A 16,919-nucleotide genomic window follows, 5' to 3' on the forward strand; every position below is an offset into this window, starting at 1 on the left:
AGTTTACTATTTACCGACTGCTTAACAGCAAAAACATCTCGGCGGCCTGACTAGTATGCGGGAAGGCCAGTTTCTGTTTAGCCAGCCCTTTGTCTAATACGGTTAAACCGGGATAATGCGCATCGCTGGCTTTCTGCTCCCAGCTTAAGGGATAATCTACATTTCCGACAGTGCCGCGTCGCTGCGGCACATCGGCTCGGTCGTAGAAATGATCTTCAGCCCAAACAAAGTGGGGAGTGGTAGCGCTTATGCTCTCGTCGAAATGCTTTCCGGAGACGTGCTGGTCTTTATATCCCCACCAAAACAGCGATGAATAGCTATCGTACTGGGTGGGAATGACGTACGGATCGGGTAAGCCAAGCGATTTAAGTCCGTATTTAATCCATTTTGTCTGGAAAACGGGGTGTTCTGCATTATCGGTTTTGCCAATAATGTGGTCACCCTTCCGGAACTGTTTCAATGAATCAACGGCTGGGGCTACCGCCGGATGAGTTTTATCGGATACCAGAGAAATTAAAAACATGGTCTGGCCGGCATTGTCTGGCTCCACAATGCTTGGATGAACGCGATTGAACGGACTACGAATAGCCATGATCCAGTCGCGAATGAGATGAAGATTATCTGTTTCGCGGATCACCATGGCCATTGAGGCTGCATTGCGAAGCTTTGGTTTCGTGTAGACGAGAAAGTTTGGGATCGGTCGGCCATTGACAATATTAACAAGGACTTCCTGGTGTAAAACGCGCAACACAGGACCATAGGCTTTGTCGGAAAAGCGGGGCAAACTTACCCGACTACGTGTGCCGGGGATCAGTTTTGGGCGTTTGCTGGGTTGCAGCAGCCAGATACCTGTTTCGTCTTCCCGAATTTGTAAGATCAGTCCGTCGGCAAGCGTTAAGTGTACTAAATATTCGGATGGTACAATGATCTCATGCTTTACGTCCCATTGCTCTTCAATGTTACCCGTTAACGCGTTCAACAGCCGCCCGCTACGATAAATAAGCTTTAACCGGTCGCCCATACCGAAGAGAAAAAACTTTAAATCAGGCAGATCGTGATGGTTATGATGCTCCTTCCGTAGCTGTGCCAAATTTTCACGATACGCTGACAAAGCCCCCTCGGGGTCCGAATGAAGCGCCGGAGGAACTGGTTTCTGAGCGTAAGCTGATACGCTTAACAAAACGAAAAACAAACCGCGGATGAACATGGAATTCGTTATGATGTCGAACGCGAACGAAGGCTGCAAGTTACGCTTTGAGAGTAGCTCACCATAGACTACCAGCTTAACGTGGATAAAAAATCAGGGAAGGGGTCTGGTTAGAGCTACCAAGGCTAAAACGCTGGCAGTTAACGTTAACAGGTTGCGAAGCAAATCCAGGTATAAGCGGGTCGTGGCAAATTGGGTAAATAGCTTTTCAACCTCCTCCAGCCTGCCCTCGCGAAGAATAGCATTTTGCGGAAAGAAATAAATGACCGTAATGGCCTGGGTGGCCCCGTACGCCAGCAAAGCGCCAAGCAATAGGTATCGACGCTCATAAGTCACGTCCCAAAAGACGGCCAGGGCGACGAGCGTTACCAGCACATAAAGCGGAGTAATAATCTTATAAAAATCGCCTGGGTTGCGGTAGGCCCAATACTTGCGAACGTATTCGACACTGTTCGGAAAACCTTTAATCAGATTTACTTCGTTAACGATAATATCAAATAAGTTAGCACCCATGGCAATACTGCTCACGATTACAGACAGAGCCGTAGCAATCTGGCCAATGAGTTCGGGTGTAATCATAGCTGCTTACTAATAGGCTGGAATTGGTTGAACGTTTAGTTGGCCCCTACCTGGTTGAGTCCATTACAAATTTATTACGTTCATGCAGGCAAACAAGCGAAGCTGATAACCGCGTTCGTCTGCCTGCATGAAAATAAACGAGGCTCACAAACAGAGAGTTGCGAGCCTCGTCGGTAGCGAGCGTGCTATATAGCAATGACCTACGAAACCGCTTTTTCTACCACGCTAGCGGCACCGTCTGTTAGTAAGGCACTCAGTTGAGCGGTAACGGTGTCGGCAAAGCCTGGCAATGCGGTTAGGTTGGTTTGCCAAATAGATTGATTGGCTAGTACGCTTCCGACAAACGCCTGTAACGTAGCTGGATTTTTAGGATCAACGCCTTGCCATGTTTCGTGGAAATAGCCTGCCTGCTCGTCGCGAATGGGATACGTGATGATGCCGCCATTGGCCGAAATTTCGCCTAAATACTGGCCCTCTTCCACCCGAACGCTTTTCATAAACAACAGATAAGCGGCAAACCCTAACGCCGTAAGGGGAGGGACTGCGTTGAACTGCTCATAATAGCGTTGAATCGTTGCTACGTTCCGAGCCTGCATCTTGGCCGTTTCCTGTAGCGAAATGTTCAGCAACAGGTGATCGAGGTGGGGATTGCGGAAGCGGTCGAGCACGTCGTGAGCGAATTGAGCAACGGCGGCTTTGTCCATACCTGGAATACCATAATGGGGAACTGTAGGCACAATTTCGTTGAGCATTAGTAACTCAACAAACCGACTCATGGCTGCATGTTGCATCTCATCGGCGACTGTCTCCAAACCAAGGAGGTATCCCAGAGGCATCGTCAGCGTATGAGTACCGTTGAGGACACGAAGTTTGCGCTCCCGATAAAAATTAATGTCTTCGTCAATGATAATCTGGGGCGTTGAGGCATCGGCAAAGGTTAGTGTTTGCCGAACGCGGTCGTCGCCTTCAATGGCCCAGAGGTGGTAAGGTTCTGTAAATGTTAACAGGCCATCTTCGTAGCCCAGTTCAGTTTCCAGAGCCTGTTGAGCTTCGGCAGTTGGGCGGGTGACAATCCGATCGACGAGTGAGTTACAAAAGCGAACATGAAATTTGAGCCATTTTGTAAACAGTTTACCCAGCTCATTAAATTTTGCCAGCTTTTCAACGGCTTCGCGGAGCTTGAGGCCGTTATCCGTAACCAGCTCAGTCGGGATGACAACCAGGCCTTTCGCCTTCGAGCCTCCAACACTGCGGAATCGTTCGTATAAAAAAGCGGTCAGTTTAGCTGGAAATGACTGGGGCGGGTGCTGAAATATGCTTTCTTCTGTATAGTTCAGGCCAACTTCCGTAGTATTCGAAATAATGATTTGCAGATTCGGATTGCGGGCAATCATCAACACCTCATTCCATTGTGTCTGAGCCGCTAACACCCGGCTAACAGCCGACACAAGGGTTGTTTCAGCTACGTCTTGGCCTTGCTGAACCCCACGAACGGCTACTGTATATAAGTTGTCCTGACTCGAAAATTCATCCGTTCGGCTATCGGTGGACTTTACAACGACAATAGAGCCATTGAACTTTCCGGCTGCATTGGCTTTTTGCACCAGATAATCAGGTAAGCCGCGCAAAAGTACGCCCGTACCAAATTGCAGAATCTTTTCAGGAAATGTTGGGGCGGGATACGTCGAACGATTAAGTCGGGACATGATAAGTAGAGAAGCAGTCTGCCGTGGTCAATGAGCAGCTCTGAGTTTATTACTTGAAAATTAGGTTTGTTACCCGATTGGTCATAATTCGGCAATAATACGAACTACATCGCTAACCGTGGCTTCGATCTTATCGAAAGCACGGTCGGCAAGCACATTTTTTGGAAAAAGTTGCGATCCCATGCCAACGGCCACTACGCCCGCCCCGAACCACTTCGATAGACTTTCCTTATTCGGTTCAACTCCCCCAGTAACCATAGCGCTGACAAACGGTAAGGGGCCGCTCAGACTCTTGACGAAATTAGGACCGAGTACCTCACCCGGAAAGATCTTCACAATCTCGACACCCCACTCGTGAGCCGTCGTAATTTCGGTAAGGGTAGCGCAACCGGGCAGGTAAGCCACTTTCCGGCGGTTGCACACGCGGGCCACTTCCTCACTAAACGTTGGCCCAACTATGAAGTCGGCACCGAGCTGAAGATAAAGCGCGGCCGTTGGGCCGTCTAGAATAGTACCGGCTCCTAAGGCCATATCCGGAAACTCACGGGCACATAACCGGCTGAGGTCGGCGAAGCGCTCGTGGGCAAAGTCGCCCCGGTTTGTGAATTCAAACGCCCGAACACCGCCCCGGTAGCAGGCTTTCAAGACCTCAGCACAGATTTCAGTGTCAGGATTGTAAAATACAGGCACCAGCGGTACTTGCCGGATGGTTTGATAGACGGATAGTCGGGCTGTTTTAGCCATCAGATAGTTGTTATTGGGTCATTAGGTGGTCATTGTTTGTGAAGTGGTCATGTGCCAATCACTCAAAGAATGATTACCTAATGACGTGAATGGCCACTTAATGACTGCTAATGACAATGAATTATCGTTTCAATTTACCTGAGCTGTCACCACTCGCCAGGGTTTGTACTTCGGCGACCGTTGCCAGGTTAACATCGCCGGGTATGGTGTGCTTCAACGCCGAGGCTGCTGCGCCAAAATCAACGGCCTGCTGAAGATTGTCAAAGGTTAACAAGCCATAAATCAGTCCAGCGATGTAGGCATCACCCGTGCCAATGCGATCGACAATCGGCTGAATGTCATACACTCTTGATTTATGAACCGTTGTGCCGTCAAACAGCTTGGCCGAAAGTTGGTTGTGCGAGGCACTGATTGAGTTTCGTTTGGTATCGGTGACGTACTTAACCTTTGGAAAGCGTTCCATCAGCGCCCGCCCCGATTCTTGAAACGTACTGCCTACAACGCCATATAGCTCCGAAAAGAGGGCTTTACTACCCAAAACGAGCGTACAGCCTTCAGTGAGGGCGGGCATGATTTCCTGGGGTGGACGTCCGTATTGCCAGAGGTTACTGCGGTAAACTATATCACCCGAGACCGGAACGCCCAGTTGATTCGCTGCCTGAATACCGGCCAATAGACAGTCGGCGGCTCCCTGCGAGAGGGCGGGCGTAATACCGGTCCAGTGGAACCAGCTGGCACCTTGCAGCACCGTTTCCCAATTAATGTCGTCGGGTTGGATGCGCGAAAAGGCCGAATTGACCCGGTCGTAAATAATCTGGCTAGCGCGGCTTCCGGCACCTGTTTCCAGAAAATAAAGCCCTAGTCGTCCGTCGCCAAAGCGAATGTGTTGGGTGTCGACATTGTATCGGCGGAGATAACCAGCGGCTGCCCGACCGAGAGCGTGGTCTGGGAAGCGGGTAACATGGGCTGCTTGTAAACCAAGTTGAGTCAACGAAACGGCGACGTTGGCTTCCGTTCCCCCAAAATGCATAGTCAGCGTGTCAGTCTGAGCGAATCGCTCAACGCCCGGCGGACTTAGCCGTAGCATGACTTCGCCGAAGGTAATTATTTTCATACGTAACAGTGGGTAATCGTCGATTGATGCATAGCAAGTGTACACTTGCTTATTTAGCACCAACGACAAATTCTTCCAGTAGCTCTTCTGTTTTAACGGGCTCTAATTTAGGTAAAACTAAATGAATGATGGCTAAGGCGATTAAATAGGCACAACTCGCTATGATAAACATGGGTAAATAACCGAAGGCCGTAATGATACGTCCTGCCAAAAGTGCCAGTAAAATACCGCCAACCGCTCCAAACATGCCACCGATGCCAGTGACTGATGCCACAACGTTTTTAGGAAAGAGGTCGGAAGCAAATGTGTACATGTTTGCCGACCAACCTTGGTGAGCCGCAGTGGCCAGCGCAATCAGCGCAATGGCGACGGTAAGGCTACTTGTTTGGGCCGCGAAAAAAATCGGGACAACGCATAGGGCGCAAATAAGCATGGTTGTTTTGCGCGCGCGGTTCGCCGACCAGCCCCGGTTCATGAACTGCGTACTGAGCCAACCGAAAAATACACTACCGGCGTCGGATACGACATAGATGATCAGAAAGGGCATTCCAAAACTTTTGAGGTCAAGTTTCTGATCGAGGGCGTCGTTTGAGTTGAAAAAATCGGGTAACCACGACATGTAGAACCACCAGATCGGGTCAGCCATGAACTTACCGACGGCAAAGGCCCATGTTTGTTTATAGCCAAGCAACCGCCCCCATGAGACTTTTAACGGAGGGGCTTGCTCGTTATCACTCCGGATATAAGCTAGTTCATCGGCCGAAAGCTTCGGATTTCGCTCTGGTTTGCTATAGGTGAACCACCATAAAGCCAGCAGGAGAAAGCCCAATAGGCCTGTTATGAAGAACGAACTACGCCAGCCGTATTGCAAGATCAGGTAGGGTATAACAAGGGCTGTCAGAATGATGCCGATGTTGGTACCTGCGTTGAAAAGGCCATTGGCAAACGAACGCTCGCGTCGGGGAAACCACTCGGCTATTGTTTTCACAGACGCCGGAAAATTAGCGGCTTCCCCTAATCCTAGTACCGCCCTGGCCCAGCGTAACCCCGCCATGCTATTGACAAAAGCGGTGAGCACTCCCGCAACACTCCACACGATGATGCCCAGTGAAAAGCCGCGTTTGGTACCTATTTTGTCGATGAGCCAGCCAACCAGTAATAAGCCGATGGCGTAAGTAAACTTAAACGCAGCATCAACGTCGCCGTAAAGCACCTTAAACCGGTCAGTCGCTTCTTTTGTGAGCACGGCATCAGGGGATACGTCCAGCATCTCTTTCCGAAATACCTCGTCGGTCATCGTGAACGACAATACCTGTCGGTCAATGTAGTTAATCGTTGTTGCCAGGAACAGCAGCGTAACGATGCGCCAACGAAAACGGCCAGTTGTGGTTGAATTTACCAAAACAAGTAGGAGCTTTTCAGGAGAAAAGCAGGGTAAAACGCTTTTTTACCTAAATACCTAGTAAAAACCCCAGATCATTGATCAGTTACGGACTGATGAATCAGTACTAGTTTTGCATCAGTCCATGACTATCCCTACTCAATACGCACACTATGCTTGAACAAACCTGGCGGTGGTTCGGACCGAACGACCCCGTATCGCTTAACGACGTCCGACAAGCGGGCGCCACAGGAATCGTAACGGCCCTCCACCACATCCGTAACGGCGAAGTCTGGCCGGTTGATCAGATACAACAGCGGAAGGAGATCGTTGAAAACCAGCAGCTTACCTGGTCTGTTGTTGAGAGTATTCCGGTGCACGAAGGTATTAAAACACGTACTGGTAACTACCGGCAGTACATTGAAAACTACAAGGAGTCTATCGCCAATCTGGCGCAGGTGGGTATCGACACGGTCTGTTATAATTTTATGCCCGTGCTGGACTGGACCCGGACGAATCTGGATCATCCCATGCCCGACGGATCTACCGGCTTGCGATTCGATGCGACGGAATTTGCGGCTTTTGAGTTGTATATTCTTCAACGACCCGGTGCTGAGTATCTCTATAACGATGAGGGTAAACGCCGGGCGCGGGCATGCCTCGACAAAATGACCGACATAGACGTGAAGCGCCTGACACGAACAATCATTGCCGGTCTGCCCGGCTCCGAAGAAAGTTATACAGTCGAGCAGTTTCGTGATGCTTTGGATACGTATAAAGATATCAGCGATCATGATCTGCGCCAAAATTTATACAGCTTCCTACGTGAAATTGTACCGGTTGCTGAGACAGTAGGTGTTCGGCTGGCCATTCACCCCGACGATCCACCATACCCAATTCTGGGATTGCCGCGTGTGGTCAGTACCGAAGCTGATGCTCGTGCTTTGCTGGCCGCTGCCGAATCGCCCGCCAATGGGTTATGTTTTTGCACAGGATCTTATGGCGTTCGGCCTGATAATGATCTGGTGGGTATGGCTGAGCGACTGGGTCCCAAAATTCACTTTATTCATCTGCGCAGTACCGAACGTGATGCTGACGACCAGTCGGTCCGAGACCATTCAGTCCGAGGTAGTTTTCAGGAGGCTAATCACCTCGAAGGCGATGTACCAATGCCTGGCGTGATGCGAGCGTTACTGGCCGAACAAAAACGGCGGTCTAGCGAAGGCCGAACGGACCTACGAATGCCTTTTCGCCCCGATCATGGCCACCGGATGCTCGATGATTTGACGTCTGGTAAGCGCACGAACCCTGGCTACACGGCCATTGGTCGATTGCGTGGGCTTGCTGAACTGCGTGGACTAATGTTAGGATTATCATTCAACCAGAATTGAGTTACCTCATCAGCGCTAACATTTAGCATTGCTGACGGTTTCGGGGGAAGCAAGATTAGCCTTCCAGAAGATACATGCTTCTGGAAGACCGAGTGCGACATAAGGAAGTTATTCCAATACGTATGGAGCATGATTTCGTTGAAACCAATGGCATAAAGCTTCATGTCATTAAAGCTGGGCCGACCGAAGGTCCGCTCGTGATTTTGTTGCATGGCTTCCCGGAGTTCTGGTATGGCTGGAACCATCAGATTGATGAACTGGCCCAAGCTGGCTACTGCGTCTGGGTACCCGATCAACGCGGATACAACCTAAGCGAAAAACCAAAAGGACTCGGTGCGTATTCAATAGACCATTTGGCTGCCGACGTAATCGGATTAATCGACGCGGCTGGTCGGCAAAAGGCGGTGATTGTTGGACATGACTGGGGAGCGGCTGTAGCGTGGTGGACAGCCGCTACGTATCCGGACCGGCTAGAGCGGATGGTGGTTATCAATGTTCCGCACCCAACTGTAATGAAACGGTTCGTTAGTCGCGACAAAGGGCAGATGCTACGCAGTTGGTACATCGGGTTTTTCCAGCTGCCGTGGTTACCAGAAACGTTATTTAGAGTAGGTAACTGGTATGCGCCCGCCCGAACTTTAAGAAGCACCAGCCGACGCGGTACATTTACAGAAGCCGACATTCAGCTCTATAAAGAAGCCTGGGGGCAGCCCAGGGCATTTAGGGCAATGGTAAACTGGTATCGGGCTGCTTTACGACGTGCGCCAAAGCGAAGCGCGAAAGCACGCATTACGGTGCCAACGCTGCTGATCTGGGGTGTTAGAGACCAGTTTCTAAAGCGAGAAATGGCTCAGCCCAGCATTGACCTTTGCGAAAATGGACAGCTTATTTTTCATGAAAAGGCGACTCATTGGGTGCACCACGAGGAACCCAAGCAGGTGAACGCTGAACTGATTCGTTTTATAAATAGCTGACCGCTCAGGTGGTTGAAAGAGTTAGGCTCATTACCTGGGTATTTCGCTGTAAGCTAAATTAATAAACTAACCAAACGTAAAACGTAGCCTGGACGGTCACGTCCGGGAATGATAAAGCTTCTCTTGCTCGGACGTGGCCGTCCAGGCTACGCTTAAACCGCTTTACATCTCTATTGCTTATACACCTTTCCGTCTTTCATGACGAACCGGACGGCTTGCAGCGTTTTGATATTTTGAATCGGGTTTTCGTCAACGGCAATGATGTCGGCGAACTTACCCGCTTCAACGGAGCCAATCTGAGTATCCATGCCCAACAGCTTCGCGTTGGTCATCAGGGCTGACTTGAGCGCTTCCAGCGGAGGCATGCCCGCTTCAACCATGTACTCAAACTCTTTTGCGTTGTAGCCGTGGATATACACGCCCGCATCCGTGCCGAAAGCGATTTTTACCCCCGCTTTATACGCTTTACCGAACGTTGCCTGAATCTTCGGACCAACCGCCAGCGCCTTCGGTGTAACTAGTGCCGGATAATAACCAAACATCCGGGCCGAATCAGCTACGGTTTTACCCGCAATGATTGTGGGCACGTAATAAGTGCCGTGTTTTTTGAATAGTTCGATGGCTTCGTCGTCCATGTAGGTGCCGTGCTCAATGGTTTGCACACCAGCGCGCACGGCCCGCTTAATACCTTCGGCTCCGTGAGCGTGGGCAGCTACGGCAAATCCATAGTCTTTAGCCGTTTCAATGATAGCCTTTAACTCTTCGTCCGAAAATTGCGGTCCTGACCCATCTTTGGCGTTACTCAATACGCCCCCGGTGGCGGTAATTTTAATGAGATCAGAGCCGTCTTTGTAGCGTTGACGTACGGCTTTGCGGGCTTCGTCGGGGCCGTTGATGACGCCTTCTTCTGGACCGGGATCACCCATCAGGTCTTTACGATAACCATTGGTCGGGTCAGCGTGACCGCCCGTCGTGGCGATGGATTTACCAACGGTCAAAATGCGCGGTCCGTCCACCATCCCCCGATTGACGGCGTTACGTAGCGCTACGTTAATGCCACTGCCGCCGAGGTCGCGAACGGTGGTGAAGCCAGCCAGTAAAGTTGTTTTAGCATATTTAGCTGCCTGAAACGCTACGTCGGGCACGTTTTGCGTAAACCGATCGACCAGACCACCGCGCCGGGTTTCGGTCTCTAGGTGGACGTGCATGTCAATCAGGCCGGGTAAAACGGTTTTAGACTTCATATCAAGCACCTTATCCTGACCCATGGGCGACGTGAACCCCTTTTGGACAGCGGTAATTTTGTTGCCTTCGACCACAACAGTCATTTCGCGTTGCAGGTCGTTGCGAACGCCATCAAAAAGATTACCGCAGTGAATAAGCGTCCGTTGGGCAAGTAGGGGTGACGCCAGCAGCGAGAGCCCGGCCAGCAGGTACAATTTTTTCATGAGTCTGTTAGTGGTTAGGTATAAAAAAGCCGCAGTACTCGGCTGCGGCCTTGAAATTAATGAATGGTCAGTGAATTATTAAGAACGTTCAGTCAGTAGTTTCAATATTAATAATTGTGTTTGCTGCATTTCAGCGAGTCGATAGTCAACACTATCAAAGCGGGCATCAGACTTGTCGAGACGGGCGTCAATGCTATCAAAGCGGGCATCAGACTTGTCGAGACGGGCATCAATACTATCAAAGCGGGCATCAGACTTGTCGAGACGGGCATCAATACTATCAAGTCGAGTATCAATGCTATCAAGACGGCCGTCAATTTTGTTGAATCCTTCAGTCATATCCTGCCGAATGGCTCGTACGTCTGAAGTTAAATCAGCTAATCCCTTAGCGATGCTTTCAATTTGACGGCCATGATCTGTAATGATTTGCTCAACTTGTTCAACGCGTTCTTCTAAGTACATAAGTGGTGGGGTTACTATTGGGTAAATGGTTTAGCAGGAGTACTTGACCAATAGACGGGTCACTGCTTCGAACGAAAATTAAGCATATGGCTGATAACAACAAGCAGGTGAAGACTCACTTCTTCACAATCACGCCATCAGCGACGAATGTTAGCGCTTTCTCGGGTTCGGTAATTTTAGCGATTTCTTCTTTTGACTTTCCTGCATCTTCGGCGTAATGCCGGAGTTCGTCAACAGGCGTGGTCGTTGTTTCAGCGGTTCCCTCAACCACTACGGTTTTGCCGACAATATCTTTAGGTACAAAGAAGCCGTAATCTTTAAAGGTAACCCGCATGGTTTGTCCGTCGGCGGTTTTTACTTTCATCCAGCATCCTTTCATCTTGCAGACATCTTCGACAGTACCTTCAACTTTAGCAGGCATTTTTTCTTTGTTGCCCATTTTAGCCGGTAGCTGAGCGGCCGGAATGGCCCCTTTTTCATTGATCTTTTTTCCGTGATAGCTCAGTTCGGTCTGTGCATACGTGCCAAGTGATACGCCAACAATGAGGCAGGTTAACAGGAAATTCTTCATAAGTACTACGAGTTAATGATGCGATTAGTGTATAACGTAAATACGCGAATGGCTAACAAATCAGTATGTTGCCAATACATTATCTTTACCCAAAAGTACCACCACATTGACTTCATTACAAAACCCTTTATGAAACGTACTAAACAATTTTTAGCGCTCGGAATGAGCGTGTTCGTATTCACCGCTTGTCAGAAAGAACAGGAAACACCAACGCGTACATCTTTCTTTGATAAGTCGGGGATGGATACCACTGTTAGTCCCGGCAACGATTTTTTTACGTACGCTAACGGCACTTGGGTCAAGAAAACGAAAATTCCGGGCGACCAAACGGGCTGGGGTTCGTTCTATCAGTTGTATGAAGATAACCAATTGAAGACTAAGTCGATTCTGGAGGAGGCTGCCAGCGCCGATGCTAAAACCGGTACGGTGGAGCAGCAGGTCGGTGATTTCTACGCTAGTGGTATGGATACGGCTACAATCGATAAACTCGGTTATGAGCCTGTAAAGGCTGAACTCGCTAAGATTGCTGCCCTGACCGACTACAAACAGGTACTCAATTACCTGGCGGCCGATGAGACTAACCGGGGGGGCGAGTTCATTGGTTTGTACGTTGGCGCGGATGACCGGCAGAGTTCAATCAATCGGATTAACTTCGGTCAGGCAGGGCTGTCGTTACCCGAAAAAGATTACTACACCAAAACCGATGAGCCTACCAAGAAGATTCGAGCCGCTTTTGTCGCCTACGTAGCCAAGCTCTTCACCTTGACCGGCGTAGATTCGATCTCGGCTAAGACAAAAGCCGACGCCATCCTTCAGTTTGAAACCGAGCTGGCAAAGTCGCACAAATCCGCTACGGACCTACGCGACCCGGTGGCCAATTACAACAAATTTGCTGTGGCCGACCTGACCCAGCGGATGCCTAACCTGAATTGGCGGACGCTGCTGAATACCATGGGCCTCTCCAGAATAGATACCGTTTTGGTGTCTCAGCCCGGATATTATCAGGCGTTAGACAAGATGCTGCCGACGGTCCCTATGCCCGTTTTGAAAGATCGGTTAGTGTTCGATGTGTTAGACCATAATGCCAGCGCCTTAAGCCGAGAGTTTGAAAAAGCCAGTTTTGAATTCAACAACAAAACGCTGTATGGCCAACCTCAGCAACCTGAACGCTGGAAACGTATCGCCAGCCGTATTGATGGTTCGCTGGGTGAAGCACTGGGGCAGCTATGGGTCAAGAAATATTTTCCGGCTGAAGCGAAAGAGCGAATGTTAACGTTGGTAAACAACCTGCAAAAAGTGTATCGGGAGCGTATCGAAAAGTTAGATTGGATGGCTCCCGAAACTAAAAAAGTGGCTTTAGTAAAGCTTGATCGGTTTGTTAAGAAAATCGGCTATCCCGATAAATGGAAAGATTATTCGGACGTGGACGTAAAGCGCGACGATTACTTCGGCAATGTACAACGCGCCCGCAAACATTATCTTAAGGAAGAGTTTGCCAAGATTAACCAGCCTGTCGACCGGGCTGAATGGGGCATGACGCCACCAACGGTCAACGCCTACGCTAATCCTACAAACAATGAGGTTGTGTTTCCGGCGGGCATCTTACAATTTCCTTTTTTTGACAAAGACGCTGACGATGCCATTAACTACGGAGGTATCGGCATGGTCATCGGCCATGAAATGACTCACTTGTTCGACGATCAGGGCCGCCAGTATGATGCCAGTGGTAACCTGCGCGACTGGTGGACAAAGCAGGATGCTGAACGGTTCAAAACAAAAGCTCAGGTGGTTGTTAACCAATACAACGGGTACACAGTGCTGGATAACTTGCACCTAAACGGACGATTAACACTAGGCGAGAACTTAGCCGATCTAGGCGGTATTACGTTAGCGTACCAAGCGTTTAAACTGACAAAGCAGGGCCAGAGCACTGAAAAAATAGACGGCTTCACGCCCGACCAGCGCTTCTTTTTAGGGTTTGCGCAGGTGTGGCGCATCAAGGTACGCGATGAAGCTGAGCGCGTGGGTATTTCCACTGATCCGCACTCGCCCGCTAAATTTCGGGTCAATGGTCCATTGACAAACTTTGAACCGTTCTATCAGGCATTTAATGTTAAGCCTGGTCAGAAGCTGTACAAACCCGAAGTACAGCAGGCGAAGGTTTGGTAGATAGCTCATACCCTCGCCCCAACCCGTCTCCCCAAAGGAGACGGGCTTTTTTAGGCTTCTGTGAATGTTCAGCTGTTAACTGTTTTCATATTTATGGCCCGAGGTGGATCGAGTACACCTTCAATAAAGGAATTGCGCAGAGAGTTGCGACAAAATCAAACTAATCCGGAGATTGTTTTATGGGAGAAGATTCGAAATCGTCAGCTGGATGGTAAGAAGTTTCGGAGGCAACACAGTTTTGGGAGATTTATCGTTGATTTCTATTGCCACGAGTATCTGCTAGTCATCGAAGTTGACGGCTCGGTTCACAATACATTAGAAGCACGTATCGACGATGCGGAGCGTGAACTCATTCTTCAAGACCTTGGCCTGAGAATACTGCGTTTCTCAAACGATGATGTGATGCATCACATCGACAAAGTACTTAGTATGATTAGCGAAAACCTCATATAGCAAAAGCCCCTCTCCCAATGGGAGAGGGGTTGGGGTGAGGGGGCACTACGTCCAATACAGCACCGGAGCGTTCGGGAATCGCTTGGCCCATTCCTCATAAAAGAACTGCTTCATTTCCTTCATATCCTCAGGGCGGTACACGTACTTAGTGCCACCAAATTTATTACGCTTCTCCGCCCGTGAGGCTTCGTCCATCTCCAGCGACGTGTTCGGATACCACTGTAACAACACATCCTTCGAGCCGGGCGTGAAGCGGTGGCTGATGAACTCAGCCGTCAGGTCGCAGGGAAAATCAAGCGTAGCCTGGATACGGTCGAGAAGGTCCGTGTAATGTTCTCGCCAGTCGGGTATGGGCATGATGGGCGCTAAAACAACGCCAACGGGATAACCACCACCGCCCAACTCGTGGGGAAGTGCCAGCTGGCGTATCGCCTGCAAACGAGCCTCAACAGAAGCTGTACCACCCTCTAACCGTCGGGCAACAGACTCCGCATTTAAGCTGAAGCGCGCACGGGTATGGCCGTTATGCGGTAGATCGAGCAAGCTGTCGATCTGATTGTACTTAGACACAAACCGAAGCTGGGCGTTCTCTCGGGTACCGTAGTAGCGAATACACTCGGCTAAGCTACCCGTGAGGTGCTCAATGCCCAGGACGTCGGTATAACAGCTCACTTCAAAGCTCGTAGAGCGATTAGCGTCGTAACCTTGCCAGGTTTTGTTGGGAGGATAAGTGCCTTCATATGTAGCCGTGTGCTCAAGCATTTTAGGGAGGTTGGCATAGGCACGCACCACCGGAGGGCCAGATAGGCTACCGGCTAGGTAGCAATAATGACAGTGGGCCGGACAGCCTTCCGCAAGGTTCATCTGCCAGTCGGCTGAGGGTGGAATAGGCTGCAAACGGAATGCACTCGGTGGAGCGTTCACAATAGCCAACGTATTTTTAGCAATACGAAAGGTTTCGCGTTCGTCGGCTCCGCGCAGGCCGGTGATGCGGTTATTCTTGGCAATCTCAATAGGTAAGTCAAACGCAGAGATGCGCTCGTACATAGCCTGGCCAAACGGCTCTTTAAGGGCGTCAGCTGTGAAGACTACACGTTTAGGCATCCAAAGTCGGGCAGACTTAACAAGGGGGGGGACAGGCGATTTGGCCTGGGGTAGTACGATTGATTCAGTGGTCATAACGAGAGTAAGAAATGGGCAGTTTAGCCCTATTTAAACAGGCTGCCGCTACGAATATATAACACTTGACTAAGCTGGATAAATCCCCCGATGTATAAATACTTTGGTGGTTATATAATTGAATATCAATAACTTAAAAAATTTTTCTACATTAGTTTTAACCTTTTATAACTTGGTATTTTGACTTGAATAATCTAATCTTGACGCGAAAAGGGGAGCAATGCGCATAACAAAAGAATCAATAAAGTCTCGACTGTTAAGCGACTGTCATCAGTTTGTCGATACCGCCAATAGTTATTCGCAGCAGCAATTCAATCACAATCCAGCGGGAAAGTGGTCAGTCGCTGATGTAACCCAGCATCTGTATTTGTCAGCCCGGCCGGTGGTTCGGTTGATGACCGGTCCGCGTGGTGTGTTAACGCAATGGGGTGAGCCTGATGGACCCTCTCGGTCGTATGCGGTGATAGAATCTTTATACCGGACAGTGCTGAACACGGGTGTAAAAGCCCCAGCCAGCATGTCGCCCCGACCGGACGACCTGAACGTTGGGCAGGCCGACGTACTGGAGCGCTTTTCTAATGAGTACTATACATTGGCCCAGGCGACCAAGTCATGGTCAGAGCAAGAACTGGATAGTTACGTAATGCCCCATCCTGCCCTGGGTAAACTGACGGTTCGCGAGATGCTGAGCTTTGTTAGCATCCACACTCAGCATCACCTGGCGTTATTGCCCATCAACTAAAAAAGCCAATCCGGCTTATCGAATTGGCTTCTCCTAAATAATCTATTACGTTAGCGGGCCAGTCGCACACCCCGGTTACCCACCTGGCCGAAATAATAATTGACACCAATCTTAATACGGCCGCCTTTACCCCGGCTAGCTGTAGGGTCTATTTTGTTGTAAAAGCTGCTTTCGTAGGTGATCTCAGCACCAAGCCGGTGTAAAATCCAGGCCATTACGCCAATTTCCAGACCAACGCTGGTGTAGCGCGCTTTTTCGTCGGCTGGAATCGTCTCCGAGAACTCCCGGCCTGAGTTCAGGCTGGCACCGACAAAGCTGCTGATTCGCGTCCGGAACGGATAGTATCGGGCAAAAATACCTGCCTGGCGTGCGCGGTATTTGTTTCCTACCAACCGGTCATAGTCATAACGGAGTCCAGCTGCGAAGCCTGGCTGAAAGAAATAGCCGAGTCGGGTGTTTATCGCTACATATGCCTGACTGTTGGCTGCTCCAAGACCGAGTCCTCCGCCAACAAACAGGTTGTTAGGCTGAAACCAACTCAGCTGGTTGGTCTGCTGATAACTACGGGACTTTTCGACTTCTTCATTAAATTTCTCTTCAGCTTGGGCCGCTTTTTCGCGGGCTTCCTGCTTCGTATTCTCGTTAATGAGTGGCCGAGAACGCTCTGTCGAGTCTGACCTGTCTTGCGCAAAACCAACCGTCGTTAAACATACGAGCAAGGTTGTAGCTGTAATGAAATTTCTCATAGTCGTTGAGTTTACGTACTGTGTTAATAGAAACACTGTTTCATTAACTATAA

General features: G+C 49.8%; 16 protein-coding genes. 5 read left to right on the plus strand and 11 right to left on the minus strand.

What is annotated here, in order from left to right; all coding sequences use genetic code 11:
- Nucleotides 1-10 precede the first annotated feature (10 nt).
- The 6 genes from ACFSUS_RS27640 to ACFSUS_RS27665 all read right to left on the minus strand — a co-directional run bounded on the left by ACFSUS_RS27640 (nucleotide 11) and on the right by ACFSUS_RS27665 (nucleotide 6,752).
- On the minus strand, nucleotides 11-1,207 hold the full coding sequence (locus ACFSUS_RS27640) for a hypothetical protein (protein WP_381528102.1): 1,197 nt from the start codon (nucleotides 1,205-1,207) through the stop codon (nucleotides 11-13).
- A gap of 93 nt (nucleotides 1,208-1,300) precedes the next feature.
- Nucleotides 1,301-1,786, minus strand: a complete 486-nt coding sequence (locus ACFSUS_RS27645) for a hypothetical protein (protein ID WP_381528105.1) — start codon at nucleotides 1,784-1,786, stop codon at nucleotides 1,301-1,303.
- A 200-nt stretch (nucleotides 1,787-1,986) separates the two neighbouring features.
- Nucleotides 1,987-3,492 carry a tagaturonate reductase gene (locus ACFSUS_RS27650; RefSeq protein WP_381528107.1) on the minus strand — a complete coding sequence of 502 codons (1,506 nt, stop codon included), beginning with the start codon at nucleotides 3,490-3,492 and terminating at the stop codon, nucleotides 1,987-1,989.
- Nucleotides 3,493-3,573: 81 nt separating this feature from the next.
- Nucleotides 3,574-4,236, minus strand: coding sequence for a bifunctional 4-hydroxy-2-oxoglutarate aldolase/2-dehydro-3-deoxy-phosphogluconate aldolase (locus ACFSUS_RS27655; RefSeq protein ID WP_381528109.1), 663 nt, complete (start codon nucleotides 4,234-4,236; stop codon nucleotides 3,574-3,576).
- Between the two features lie 121 nt (nucleotides 4,237-4,357).
- A complete protein-coding gene (locus ACFSUS_RS27660; protein WP_381528111.1) occupies nucleotides 4,358-5,350 on the minus strand; it encodes a PfkB family carbohydrate kinase in 993 nt (330 codons plus the stop codon).
- A 49-nt stretch (nucleotides 5,351-5,399) separates the two neighbouring features.
- Nucleotides 5,400-6,752 (minus strand): MFS transporter, encoded by a 1,353-nt coding sequence (locus tag ACFSUS_RS27665; protein ID WP_381528114.1) that lies wholly within the window; start codon nucleotides 6,750-6,752, stop codon nucleotides 5,400-5,402.
- A gap of 152 nt (nucleotides 6,753-6,904) precedes the next feature.
- On the opposite strand from ACFSUS_RS27665, the gene uxuA reads away from it, so the two are divergent.
- Both uxuA and ACFSUS_RS27675 read left to right on the plus strand, forming a co-directional pair.
- Nucleotides 6,905-8,122 carry a mannonate dehydratase gene (gene uxuA, locus ACFSUS_RS27670; RefSeq protein WP_381528116.1) on the plus strand — a complete coding sequence of 406 codons (1,218 nt, stop codon included), beginning with the start codon at nucleotides 6,905-6,907 and terminating at the stop codon, nucleotides 8,120-8,122.
- A 74-nt stretch (nucleotides 8,123-8,196) separates the two neighbouring features.
- Complete coding sequence (locus ACFSUS_RS27675; protein ID WP_381528118.1) at nucleotides 8,197-9,096, plus strand: alpha/beta fold hydrolase; 900 nt, start codon at nucleotides 8,197-8,199, stop codon at nucleotides 9,094-9,096.
- A gap of 170 nt (nucleotides 9,097-9,266) precedes the next feature.
- On the opposite strand, the gene ACFSUS_RS27680 is transcribed toward ACFSUS_RS27675, so the two are convergent.
- From ACFSUS_RS27680 to ACFSUS_RS27690, 3 genes are all read right to left on the minus strand, one after another.
- Complete coding sequence (locus ACFSUS_RS27680; protein ID WP_381528120.1) at nucleotides 9,267-10,544, minus strand: metal-dependent hydrolase family protein; 1,278 nt, start codon at nucleotides 10,542-10,544, stop codon at nucleotides 9,267-9,269.
- 78 nt (nucleotides 10,545-10,622) lie between these two features.
- The gene (locus ACFSUS_RS27685) at nucleotides 10,623-11,006 is read right to left on the minus strand and encodes a hypothetical protein (RefSeq protein ID WP_381528122.1); all 384 of its coding nucleotides are present in this window, start codon (nucleotides 11,004-11,006) and stop codon (nucleotides 10,623-10,625) included.
- 115 nt (nucleotides 11,007-11,121) lie between these two features.
- A complete protein-coding gene (locus ACFSUS_RS27690) occupies nucleotides 11,122-11,577 on the minus strand; it encodes a DUF4920 domain-containing protein (RefSeq protein WP_381528124.1) in 456 nt (151 codons plus the stop codon).
- Between the two features lie 129 nt (nucleotides 11,578-11,706).
- Between ACFSUS_RS27690 and ACFSUS_RS27695 the strand changes: the two genes are divergently transcribed.
- Nucleotides 11,707-13,746 carry a M13 family metallopeptidase gene (locus ACFSUS_RS27695; RefSeq protein ID WP_381528126.1) on the plus strand — a complete coding sequence of 680 codons (2,040 nt, stop codon included), beginning with the start codon at nucleotides 11,707-11,709 and terminating at the stop codon, nucleotides 13,744-13,746.
- Between the two features lie 93 nt (nucleotides 13,747-13,839).
- Nucleotides 13,840-14,199, plus strand: a complete 360-nt coding sequence (locus tag ACFSUS_RS27700; RefSeq protein WP_381528128.1) for an endonuclease domain-containing protein — start codon at nucleotides 13,840-13,842, stop codon at nucleotides 14,197-14,199.
- Nucleotides 14,200-14,244: 45 nt separating this feature from the next.
- Here the strand turns inward: ACFSUS_RS27700 and ACFSUS_RS27705 are convergent, their stop codons facing one another.
- Entirely contained in the window at nucleotides 14,245-15,378 is a 1,134-nt protein-coding gene (locus ACFSUS_RS27705; protein ID WP_381528130.1) for a spore photoproduct lyase family protein, read from the minus strand.
- A gap of 220 nt (nucleotides 15,379-15,598) precedes the next feature.
- Between ACFSUS_RS27705 and ACFSUS_RS27710 the strand changes: the two genes are divergently transcribed.
- Nucleotides 15,599-16,120, plus strand: a complete 522-nt coding sequence (locus ACFSUS_RS27710; RefSeq protein WP_381528132.1) for a DinB family protein — start codon at nucleotides 15,599-15,601, stop codon at nucleotides 16,118-16,120.
- Between the two features lie 50 nt (nucleotides 16,121-16,170).
- Here the strand turns inward: ACFSUS_RS27710 and ACFSUS_RS27715 are convergent, their stop codons facing one another.
- Complete coding sequence (locus ACFSUS_RS27715; RefSeq protein ID WP_381528133.1) at nucleotides 16,171-16,866, minus strand: hypothetical protein; 696 nt, start codon at nucleotides 16,864-16,866, stop codon at nucleotides 16,171-16,173.
- Nucleotides 16,867-16,919 lie beyond the last annotated feature (53 nt).

Origin of the sequence: Spirosoma soli (assembly GCF_042684525.1) — a bacterium.
Taxonomy (GTDB): Bacteria; Bacteroidota; Bacteroidia; order Cytophagales; family Spirosomataceae; genus Spirosoma; species Spirosoma soli.